We start from the raw sequence: 9757 nt of genomic DNA, 5'->3' as shown, positions 1-9757 counted from the left end.
CCTGCCCGCTCTCCCGCCCGTTCCAGCCCTGCCCGCTCCCCTGTCATCGCCATGACCTCGCCTCTCCCCTACTCGCCCGTCACCGAGCCGAAGTCCGTGCCCGAGCCGAGGATCAGGCCCGCGCCGAGCAGCAGCATCGTGGCCGGGACCATGAACGTCGTGATCATCATCGTGGCCTTCGGGACGGCCCGGGCCGCCTTGCGGCGGGCGTTCTGTGCGTCCGTACGGCGCATGTCCTTGGCGAGGGACACCAGCGTGTCGACGATCGGCGCGCCCAGTTCCTCGCCCTGCTGCAGGGCCGTCACGAACATCGCCACCTGCTCGGAGTCGTTGCGGCGGCGCAGTTCCGCGAAGGCCTGGCGGCGGCTCATGCCGAGGTCCATCTGGCGCAGGGTGATGCGCAGTTCGTCGGCCCAGGGGCCCTCGTACCGGGACGCGACCCGGTCCAGCGCCTGGCGGAACCCCAGGCCCGCGCTGACGACGACGGCGAGGACGTCGAGGAAGTCCGGCAGGGTCCGTTCGATGACGTCCTTGCGGATGCGGATCGCGGACCAGATGCCGACCTCGGTCCAGAACGCGCCGAAGGCCAGCAGGAGCAGGGCGACCAGCAGTTGGCCCCGCATGAGGAAGACCAGGAACCCCACGGCGCCCAGGAAGCCGTAGACCGCCCGGCGCGCCGCGTACCGGTCGATCGTCAGGCCGCCGGGGTTGCCCGCGAGGTCGATCTTGCGGCGGTACTTGGCCACCTGCTTCGGGCCCATCAGCCGCAGCACCGCGGGTGCGTAGCGCATGCCCAGGCGGTCGATGAGCGAGTCGACCGCCCCGGTGCGGGTGGAGCCGATCTCCAGGGCCAGGGCGAGGTCGCCGGGCAGTTTGGCCTCCGCCCGGTACATGCGGATACCGGCGAAGACGCCCCAGACGCTGAGGCCCATCAGCAGGGCGAGGAGCAGTCCCATGGTTTGCCTCCGGGCTCTCAGACGTCGATGCGGGACAGGCGGCGGATGAGGACGAAGCCGACGGCGTAGAGCGAGAAGGCGATGATGACCGCCCCCTGGCCGAAGGGCGAGCCGGTCATGCGGTCCAGGGCGCCGTCCTTCACTCCGTTCATCAGGAACAGGGAGCCGACGCCCAGCACCGGGACCGCGTACGACGTCATGCTGACCTGGGAGAGCTGGGTGCGGACCTCGCGCCGGGTCTCCTTGCGTTCCTCCAGGGTCTCGGTGAGGTTGCGCAGGGCGCTCACCACCTGACCGCCGGCCCGGTTCGACAGGACCAGCGTGGTGACGAGGACGACCAGTTCACGGGACGGGAGGCGGTCGGCCAGTTCGCCCAGCGCGTCGTCCATCGAGGCTCCGACCGCCAGCTGGTTGGAGACCTTGCCCAGTTCCTCGCCAGCCGGGGCCTCCATCTCCTCGGCGGCCATGCCGATCGCCGTGCGCAGGGCGAGACCGGCCTGGGTGGCGTTGGCGAGGATCCGGGCCATCTCTGGGAGCTGGTTGATGAACTTCTCGATGCGTTTCTGGCGCTGCCAGTTGAGGAACTGGATGGCCACCCCGATGCCCAGGAGGCCCGCCAGGGGGCCGAAGAACGGGGCGAGGGCCGCCTGGCCGATCAGCCACAGGCCGGCGACCGTGGCGAGCATGTAGACGAAGAACTCACCGGGGGTGATGTCCAGGCCGGTGGCCGCGAGGCGCAGTTCCAGCTGCTTGCCGAGCCTGGTACGCCGCAGACGGCGGTCGATCTCGCGGAAGTTGCGGCGCCGGCCACCCGCCGGAATCCGGCCGGTGGCGGACAGGCGGTCGACCAGTGCCTGCCGCTGTGCCCTGCCCATGGCGTAGGAGTGCAGGCCGACGACCGCGAGGACGCAGGTCAGCAGGGTGATGCCGGTGGTGAGCGTGATGAGCTGGTGCAGTTCCATCGGTCGGTCCTACCTGGCTTCTCGGGTGGCTAGCTGGTCCGCGGACCGGGCGATGCCGAAGGCCTGCGGGAGGGGCTGGCTCGCCATGTAGAGGCGGTCGGCGGTGCGGCGTGGGAGGGGGTGGTACTCGAAGGCGCCGTGGATACGGCCGTCGGAGGTCATGGGCTGCGCGTCGAAGCGGGCGACCGTGACCAGGCGGTACGGGTCGCTGCCGTGGCTGTCCATCAGTGCGATCTCGGTGATGCGGCGGGCGCCGTCGGCGAACCTCGTCAGCTGCACGATGACGTCGATGGCGCTGTTGATCTGGTCGTGCAGCGCCACGAAGGGGATCTCGACGTCGGACATGGACGCGAGGGTCTGCAGCCGCATCAGCGCGTCCTCCGCGCTGTTGGCGTGGACGGTGGCGAGTGAGCCGTCGTGGCCGGTCGACATGGCCTGGAGCATGTCGAGGGACTCACCGCCGCGGACCTCACCGACGACGATGCGGTCGGGGCGCATGCGCAGGGAGTTGCGGACGAGGTCGCGGATCGTGACCTGGCCCTTGCCCTCGACGTTCGGGGGCCGCGACTCCAGCCGGATCACGTGGGGCTGCTGGAGCTGGAGTTCGGCGGAGTCCTCGATGGTGATGATGCGTTCGCCCTGCGGGATGAGGCCCGACAGGGCGTTCAGCAGGGTCGTCTTCCCCGTGCCCGTCGCACCCGAGACGATGATGTTGAACTTCGCCTGCACCAGGCCCGCCAGCAGGTACAGCATGTGCTCGTCGAGTGAGCCGAGGCCGATCAGCTCCTGGAGCGTGAAGGAGCGCGGGAAGCGGCGGATGGTGAGGGTGGCGCCCGTCAGGGACAGGGGCGGGATGATGACGTTGACGCGCTCGCCGGAGGGGAGGCGGGCGTCGACCATCGGGTTCGACTCGTCCACGCGGCGGTTGACCGTCGAGACGATCCGCTCGATGGTCTGCATCAGCTGGTCGTTGGAGGCGAAGCGCAACGGCAGCTGCTCGACCCGGCCGCCGCGCTCCACGAAGATCGCGTCCGGGCCGTTCACCATGATCTCGGTGATGGACGCGTCCTCCAGCAGCGGCTCCAGGATGCCCAGGCCGAGCGCCTCGTCGACCACCCTGCGGATCAGCTGCGAGCGCTCCACCGTCGACAGGACCGGGCCCTCGCGGCTGATGATGTGTCCGAGCACGCGCTCCAGCCGCGCCCTGCGCTCGGCGGCGGCCAGCGAACTCATCTCCGCGAGGTCGATCTCCTCCAGGAGCTTGGCCCGGTAGGAGGCGACCATGTGGCCGTCCTCGCCCCGGTTGCCGTTCTCCTCGGGGGTGTTGATACGTGCTCGCAGGCTCATGAGTCGGTGCTCCTAGCTCGGTGCTCGGTGCTCAGTGGTCGAGCGGCATCGTCGCGGTCTTGACGGCCGGGTCGAAGTCCCAGCCCGGCACCAGGGACGGGATCTGCACGGTGGCCGTGACGGTGACCTCGTCAGCGCCGATCGACGCCGGGCAGGTCGTCTCGTCGGCCAGCCAACTGCTGATCGCGGCCCGGCAGTCCGCCTCGTGCGGCCCCTCCAGCGACGCGCTGCGCGCCCCGGTCCTGGCCGCCGTTCCGGCCTGCTGGGCCGTGTAGGCGATCAGGCCGAGCTGCACGGCCGCCAGGCCGACGAGCAGCAGGATCGGCAGGAACCCGATGAACTCGATGGCGACCTGGCCGCGGTCGCGGGCCTTGCCTGCGCTCGGCGTCTCGGTCCGCGTCGCAGTCCGCGTCTCGGTCCGCATCTCTGTCCGCACCGCAGTCCGCGTCGCAGTCCGCACCGCAGTCCGCGTCGCAGTCCGCATCGCAGTCCGCGTCTCAGTCCGCATCTCAGTCCGCCTCCTCGACCGCGCCGGCGTGACCGTGGACCGTGAACGGGAAGGACAGCGTGCCCGGGAAGAGAATCGGGACCTGGAGGTTCACGTCGGCCGTGACGTAGCCGGAGCCGCCGCAGGTCACGTCGGCACCCGAGCGCCACGCCTCCGACAGGTGCTTGAGCCCCGCCGCCTCGCACGCGGCCTGCCGCGCTCCCGGCTCGGCCGCCGTGGCCTGCCGTACCGCCTCGTCCGCGGCGTTCCCCGCGAGGATGAAGGTGTAGCCGACGAGAACGACCTGCCACAGCGCGATCAGCGTCACGATGATCGTCGGTGTCATGCCGAGGAACTCGATGGTGACCTGGCCCCGGTCCCGTAAGGCCGCGGGCGTGAGAACCGAGCGCATGCTCATCCCTCTCTCCTTCGCCGGAAACCCACCGGTCCCCGGCCCGCCTTCTGGCCCCCATCGGGGGTCTTGACCAGGCCCAGTTCGCCCGCCAGTCCCCACAGAGCCTGCTTCACCGAGCTCTTGCTCTCCAGTTCGTGGATACGGCCCGCGTCCACGACGCTCTGCAGTTCCTTGAAGTTGGCGGGGACCACGGTGGCCGCGACCGCCGTGCCGGTGATCCTCTGGATCAGGGGCGGCTGGATCTCGGTGGCGCGCGAGTGCCGGTTGACGACGACGGTCGTCTCCTCGGCCTTGCGGATCTGCAGCCGGTCCCACATCCGCACGGCCCGTTTTGCGCCCCGTACGGCGACCACGTCCGGCGTGGTGACCAGCAGGGCCCGGTCGGCCATCTCCACGGCCGCCGCCCCGGCACCGCCGAGCTGGGCGCCGCAGTCGATGACGACGACCTCGTAGCGCGAGCGCAGGGCACTGACGATCTGCCGGGCGGCGCGGTCGGTGACGTCCTCGCCGCGTTCCCCCTCGGCGGGGGCGAGCAGCAGGGCGAGTCCGGTGTCGTGCCGGAAGATCGCGTCGGCCAGGACGCGCGGGGAGATGTCGGCGATGGCGGCCAGGTCGACGACGGAGCGGCGGAACTGGACGTCCAGGTAGGAGGCGATGTCGCCGGTCTGGAGGTCCATGTCGACCAGGGCGGTGCTGCGGCCGGAGGCCTGGGCGGCCAGGGCCAGCTGGATGGCGGTCAGGGTGGTGCCCGCGCCGCCCTTCGCGCCGCTGACCGTGACGACGGTGCCGCCGACGCCGGTGAACACGTCACCGCCCGCGCCCAGGTGCCGTCGTACGCCGACGGACCACTGGGCGACGGCCTGGACGCGGCTGGCGAGTTCCTCGTAGCTGAGCGGCAGGGCGACCACGCCGCGGGCGCCGTAGTCCATGGCGGCCTGGAAGAGGCCGGGGCTCGCGTCGGAGGTGACGAGGATGACGCCGACGGCGGGGAAGCGCAGGGCCACTTCGCGGATCAGTTCCAGCGCGGGGACGGGGCCGATCCGCTCGTGGACGATCACGACCTCCGGCAGCTCGTCGACCGACTCGGCGGCCAGCCGCGCGAGGGTGTCGACGAGCTGGGTGGAGTCGACCACGGGGGCGACGGGCTCGGCGTCCGGGAGCTGGCTGAGCAGCGTCGTGACGGACCGGACCGCGTCCGTGTCTCCGACTGCCGGGAGGATCCTCGTGGGCATGGCAGCCTCTCACTTGTCCTTCGCGAGTTCGTACGTCCGGTCCCGCTCGGGGACGGTGGTGTCGCTGCCGGGCGCGACGAGGGCGAGCCGGACCCGCTTGGCGAACGACTCGGCGTAGGTGATGCGCTGGGCGTCGAGGGCGGACAGCGCGAACGTGATGGGGACGGCGTCGGTGGGCTGCTGGGTGCGGTTGCCCTCGTCGGGCTTGAGCGCGGTGAGTTCGCCGACGTCGAGGACCTTGACGTCGGTGACGATGATCTTCGACTGGTCGGGGTCGCCCTCGCGCGCGCCCTCGAAGGTGGCGTAGACGTTGACCGAGGCACCGGGCGTGATCTTGCCGGCCACGCCGGTCGCCGAGTCGACCATGATGGCGACCTCCTGCTGGCCGGGCTGGAGGGCCGGCCGGCGGACGATCATGTCGGACTGGAGCAGGGAGCCCGCGCGCAGCGTGGTCACGGCGATCTTGCCCTGGATCTCCCGCAGATCGGTGACCGCGTTGTCGGACAGCCACCGTTCGGGCATCTTGATCTTCTCGAACTGGCCCGTGCGGAGGGTGGTGTAGGGCGGCACGTCGGAGGTGAGCCGGTAGGCGGTGACCTCCGGGCCGACCTTCGACTTCACGTCACTGATGACGGAGAGCACGCCGGCGAAGGCGCCGAGGGCGCAGAGGACCGACAGGAGCAGGAGAATCACGCCGCGGCGCTGACGGGAGTTCATGAACCGGACAACCTCGTTGGGGATATCGGTCGGGCGGGATCGGAACAGGGCGGATGAGCGGTGTCAGGGCTGGTGAGGGTGTCAGGCCTCACCCGGCGGCCGTTCGGTTCTCCAGCTGCTTGCGGGGCGGGCTGTCGGGTACGGGTGGTGTGGCCGAGCAGAACACGCAGCGGTCGCCGATGACGTCGATGCCGCACCAGTGGCACTGGCTGCGCCGGACGGAGGTGACCAGCTGGTAGAGGACGGACAGGTCGGGCAGGTAGCTGCAGAACTCGATGAGCTTGCCGGTGCCCCACCAGCCGGGCGACTCGGCGGGCAGCCGGGTTTCGCGCAGCCCCTGCACCTTCCAGGAGGGGGCGAGGGTGGCCGTGACCCAGTCGGACTGGAGCTGGCCCTTGGCCAGGAGCATCCAGGTGCCGAACTCGGGGCCGGGGAGCCCGGCTTCGGGCGTGATCCGGACGAGGTGCGGTTCGGGGTGGGCCAGGACGCCGAACTGGCTGCCGGGCACCCAGGACTTGGCGTGCGACTTCAGGCCGACGGGGACGCGGTCGAGGCGGGCGACGGAGCCGAGCAGCGCGCCGGCGTGGATGTAGTGGACGAGCAGCCGGCCGGCCGAGGCGAGCACGCCGGGGCTGATGTCGCAGGAGGCGAGCTGCCGTAACTGGCGGGCCAGGACGGCCAGTCCGAGGGGCGGCAGATCCGGCCGGAACAGTGCGATCCGGTCGCTCTCCATGAGGGAACGCAGGGTGTGCAGCCGTCGCTGCACGGCGGTGGGCGCGGCCTGTGAGCACACCACGATCACATGGCCGTGGTGCTCGACCAGGGCCTGCATCTCGGCCAGGGCCTGCTCCAGGGGGCGCCGTTCGACGTCCCGCAGCACGACGGCGGGCAGGGTGCGTTCGTCCTGTGGTGGCAGCGCCATGTCGGCGCTGGTCACGGCAATGGCAGTTGGCACGCGCAGCTCCCCGTTTCCCCATGCCCGTCGGAACGCCGGGTGTCACTCCGGCGCACCGTGTCGACTTCACTGCGTGACTACCTCAGCACTGTAACCACGGCTCTGTGACCGGAGAACAGCGTTTGTGTAGCTGGGGAGCAACTGCCGTTGCACAAGATGCGTCAAAACGGGGCAGGTTGAGCATCTTGCCGGTCGCGGGGGCGGCCCCCGGAGGTCCGGGGCGATGGACCCGGTGGGCCCGGCGACCCGGGCACCCGGCGTCGTCCCGGCGCTCCTAGAAGAACTCCCCCCACGGCTGGTCCCAGATCTGCTTCACGCACAGGATCAGGAACAGCAGCCCCGCGACGGCGAGCATCACGTTGCTCACCGGGCCGCTGCGCCACTCGCGGGGCGTGCGGGAGGAGTTCAGCAGCCAGAGCAGCGTGCCGGCGAGGAAGGGCAGGAAGGCCGCGCCGAGCACTCCGTAGATGATGATCAGGCGGAAGGGCTGGCCCTCGAAGAGCAGGATCATCGGCGGGAAGGTCAGCCAGAGCAGGTAGGCGCGGAACGGCCAGGAGCGCTCGCGGGCCCCCGAGGCGACCTCCTCGCCCTTGGACTGGCCCTTGCCCGTCAGGCGGGTCACGAAGTCGGCGAACATCAGGCTCACGCCGTGCCAGACGCCGATCAGCGAGGTGAAGGACGTGGCGAAGAACCCGATCAGGAAGAACGTCGCCGTGGCCGAGCCGTACTCCTCCTCCAGGATGTCGCCCAGCTGGATCAGGCCCTTGTCGCCGCTCGCGATGGCGACGTTCGCCGAGTGCAGCAGCTCCGCGCCGACGAACAGCATGGCGATGACGAAGATGCCGGTCGTGATGTAGGCGACGCGGTTGTCCAGCCGCATGACCTTCATCCAGCCGGTGTCGGTCCAGCCCTTGGCGTTGACCCAGTAGCCGTACGCCGCGAGCGTGATCGTGCCGCCGACGCCGCCGATCAGGCCCAGCGTGTTGAGGATCGAGTCCTTCTCGTCCGGGAGGACCGGCAGCAGCCCGGCGAAGGCGTCGGGGATGTTCGGCGTGACCCGGATGGCCAGGTACACCGTCACCACGAACATGACGCCCACCAGGACCGTCATGACCTTCTCGAACACCGCGTACTTGTTGAACCAGACGAAGACCAGACCGACCAGACCGCAGGCGATGCCCCACCACTTGAGGTCCATCACGTCGGGGAACAGCGCTTGCAGCGGCAGCGCGCTCGACGACATCGCCGCCGCGCCGTAGACGAAGCCCCAGACGACGACGTAGACCGCGAAGAACCACGTCGTCCAGCGGCCGAGGCTGGCCCAGCCGTCGAACAGGGTGCGGCCCGTGGACAGATGCCAGCGGCCCGCCGCCTCGGCCAGGGAGATCTTCACCAGGCAGCCGATGACCGCGGCCCACAGGAGGGTGTAGCCGAAGTTGCTGCCCGCGATCAGTGTGGCGACCAGGTCACCGGCACCGACACCGGTCGCCGCGACGACGATGCCCGGGCCGATGTACTTCCAGCTCGCTTTCCGGGGCTGTGGGGGGTGTGGTGCCTCGTTCTCGGTGGTGTTGCCTGTGGTGTCCGCCATGCAGGTCAAGAAAGCCCAAAGGCGCCCGCGGGACAAGAGGGCCTGACCGGATCTTCACGCGATGCCCGTAGGACACCCTGCCCGGTCAGGCCCGGCGGAGCGTCACGGCTGTCGCCGACCACAGCCGTCCGCCCCGCACGTGCCGAGCTCGAACCACACGGTCTTGCCCGGCCCGTCCCGGTGGCAGCCCCAGCGCTGGGCGAGCGCGTCCACCAGGAACATTCCACGACCGCTCTCCCCGGCGCCCGCGTCCAGTACCCGCGGCACGCGGCGCTCGCCGTCGGCGACCTCGCAGCGCAGTACGCCGTGCGCGGCGAAGAGCGTGAGCCGGAAGCGGCTCCCGGCGTGCACCAGGGCGTTGGTGGCCAGTTCACCGACGAGCAGTTCGGCCACGTCCGCGACCTCACCGCGCTCGGCGAGCCCCCATCCCTCCAACTGCCTGCGGACCTCCGCGCGTGCCTCACGGACGGCGGAGGGCCGGGGAGCGTACTCGGCACGCGCATGTCCTGCTCCCAGGGGTGGTTGCGGGAACGGGCCGTAGCGGGCATCGGGGTCGGGGAGGTGCCGCCCGGAGAGTCGCAGCATGGGTCCAGGATGATCCCCGGGGGCGGTCCGGCGCAGGGGGAGGACTACTCGATCCCCTACCTGCTTGTGCAGGTAGGGGGCTATGCGTACTGGAGGCGGACCGTCGCTCCTTGGGCGTCGTCGCGGATGTCGACGTATGCGCAGACCTGACGCGCGTACCACAGCCCCGGGCCCGGTTCCGGGCCTGCGGCCGGCGGGACGAAGCCGGCGAGCGGGTCGTCGAGGCGCCGGGCCGAGCGCAGTTCGCAGACGCAGGCCGGGGCCTCGCCCCACAGCAGGGCGGCACCGCCGAGGGGGGCGAGGGCCGCCGCGGTCTCTGCCACGGCGGCGGCGAACAGCTCGGCGTCGGCGGCCGGCAGTCCCCGGCCCGCCGCCCAGCTCTGCACGGCCGCGGCGTGCGGCTCCGCGAGAGGCCTCGCCCCGGCGGGGGGCAACGGCAGGGGTACGGCGTCGAGTTCGGCGGCGAGCCGCAGCGGGTCCTCGTACACCTCCTGTCTCTTATACCCATCT

10 protein-coding genes and 1 pseudogene are annotated in these 9757 nt (G+C 70.8%); all 11 read right to left on the bottom strand.

What is annotated here, in order from left to right; genetic code table 11:
- Positions 1 to 68: 68 nt before the first annotated feature.
- Entirely contained in the window at positions 69 to 956 is an 888-nt protein-coding gene (locus tag C1J00_RS30995) for a DUF5936 domain-containing protein (RefSeq protein ID WP_102912302.1), read from the bottom strand.
- A gap of 17 nt (positions 957 to 973) precedes the next feature.
- Positions 974 to 1918: a type II secretion system F family protein gene (locus C1J00_RS30990; RefSeq protein WP_102912301.1), complete on the bottom strand. Its 945-nt coding sequence runs from the start codon at positions 1916 to 1918 to the stop codon at positions 974 to 976.
- 9 nt (positions 1919 to 1927) lie between these two features.
- Positions 1928 to 3265 (bottom strand): TadA family conjugal transfer-associated ATPase, encoded by a 1338-nt coding sequence (locus C1J00_RS30985; RefSeq protein WP_102912300.1) that lies wholly within the window; start codon positions 3263 to 3265, stop codon positions 1928 to 1930.
- A gap of 31 nt (positions 3266 to 3296) precedes the next feature.
- Positions 3297 to 3689: a TadE/TadG family type IV pilus assembly protein gene (locus C1J00_RS30980; protein ID WP_102912299.1), complete on the bottom strand. Its 393-nt coding sequence runs from the start codon at positions 3687 to 3689 to the stop codon at positions 3297 to 3299.
- Between the two features lie 85 nt (positions 3690 to 3774).
- Positions 3775 to 4170: a pilus assembly protein gene (locus tag C1J00_RS30975; RefSeq protein ID WP_245936576.1), complete on the bottom strand. Its 396-nt coding sequence runs from the start codon at positions 4168 to 4170 to the stop codon at positions 3775 to 3777.
- Complete coding sequence (locus C1J00_RS30970) at positions 4167 to 5399, bottom strand: CpaE/TadZ family protein (protein WP_102912297.1); 1233 nt, start codon at positions 5397 to 5399, stop codon at positions 4167 to 4169. The genes C1J00_RS30975 and C1J00_RS30970 overlap by 4 nt, the downstream gene beginning before the upstream one ends.
- A 9-nt stretch (positions 5400 to 5408) precedes the next feature.
- On the bottom strand, positions 5409 to 6116 hold the full coding sequence (gene cpaB / locus C1J00_RS30965; protein ID WP_102912296.1) for a Flp pilus assembly protein CpaB: 708 nt from the start codon (positions 6114 to 6116) through the stop codon (positions 5409 to 5411).
- A gap of 88 nt (positions 6117 to 6204) precedes the next feature.
- On the bottom strand, positions 6205 to 7038 hold the full coding sequence (locus C1J00_RS30960) for a hypothetical protein (protein ID WP_102912303.1): 834 nt from the start codon (positions 7036 to 7038) through the stop codon (positions 6205 to 6207).
- Between the two features lie 307 nt (positions 7039 to 7345).
- A complete protein-coding gene (locus C1J00_RS30955; protein WP_102912295.1) occupies positions 7346 to 8662 on the bottom strand; it encodes an Nramp family divalent metal transporter in 1317 nt (438 codons plus the stop codon).
- Positions 8663 to 8764: 102 nt separating this feature from the next.
- On the bottom strand, positions 8765 to 9247 hold the full coding sequence (locus C1J00_RS30950; RefSeq protein ID WP_102912294.1) for an ATP-binding protein: 483 nt from the start codon (positions 9245 to 9247) through the stop codon (positions 8765 to 8767).
- Positions 9248 to 9327: 80 nt separating this feature from the next.
- Positions 9328 to 9757, bottom strand: a pseudogene (locus tag C1J00_RS30945) (MEDS domain-containing protein); the annotation flags it as partial.

Origin of the sequence: Streptomyces cahuitamycinicus (genome assembly GCF_002891435.1) — a bacterium.
GTDB classification, from domain to species: Bacteria; Actinomycetota; Actinomycetes; order Streptomycetales; family Streptomycetaceae; genus Streptomyces; species Streptomyces cahuitamycinicus.
The sequence above is the reverse complement of the archived record's forward strand: the minus strand, read 5'-3'. Positions and strand labels throughout refer to the sequence as shown.

What these genes read in the sequence shown, in the direction of transcription:
- C1J00_RS30995 (WP_102912302.1), bottom strand. Translation starts at nt 956, where the DNA reads ATGGGACTGCTCCTCGCCCTGCTGATGGGCCTCAGCGTCTGGGGCGTC.
- C1J00_RS30990 (WP_102912301.1), bottom strand. Translation starts at nt 1,918, where the DNA reads ATGGAACTGCACCAGCTCATCACGCTCACCACCGGCATCACCCTGCTG.
- C1J00_RS30985 (WP_102912300.1), bottom strand. Translation starts at nt 3,265, where the DNA reads ATGAGCCTGCGAGCACGTATCAACACCCCCGAGGAGAACGGCAACCGG.
- C1J00_RS30980 (WP_102912299.1), bottom strand. Translation starts at nt 3,689, where the DNA reads ATGCGGACCGAGACGCGGACTGCGACGCGGACCGAGACGCCGAGCGCA.
- C1J00_RS30975 (WP_245936576.1), bottom strand. Translation starts at nt 4,170, where the DNA reads ATGAGCATGCGCTCGGTTCTCACGCCCGCGGCCTTACGGGACCGGGGC.
- C1J00_RS30970 (WP_102912297.1), bottom strand. Translation starts at nt 5,399, where the DNA reads ATGCCCACGAGGATCCTCCCGGCAGTCGGAGACACGGACGCGGTCCGG.
- cpaB (WP_102912296.1), bottom strand. Translation starts at nt 6,116, where the DNA reads ATGAACTCCCGTCAGCGCCGCGGCGTGATTCTCCTGCTCCTGTCGGTC.
- C1J00_RS30960 (WP_102912303.1), bottom strand. Translation starts at nt 7,038, where the DNA reads ATGGCGCTGCCACCACAGGACGAACGCACCCTGCCCGCCGTCGTGCTG.
- C1J00_RS30955 (WP_102912295.1), bottom strand. Translation starts at nt 8,662, where the DNA reads ATGGCGGACACCACAGGCAACACCACCGAGAACGAGGCACCACACCCC.
- C1J00_RS30950 (WP_102912294.1), bottom strand. Translation starts at nt 9,247, where the DNA reads ATGCTGCGACTCTCCGGGCGGCACCTCCCCGACCCCGATGCCCGCTAC.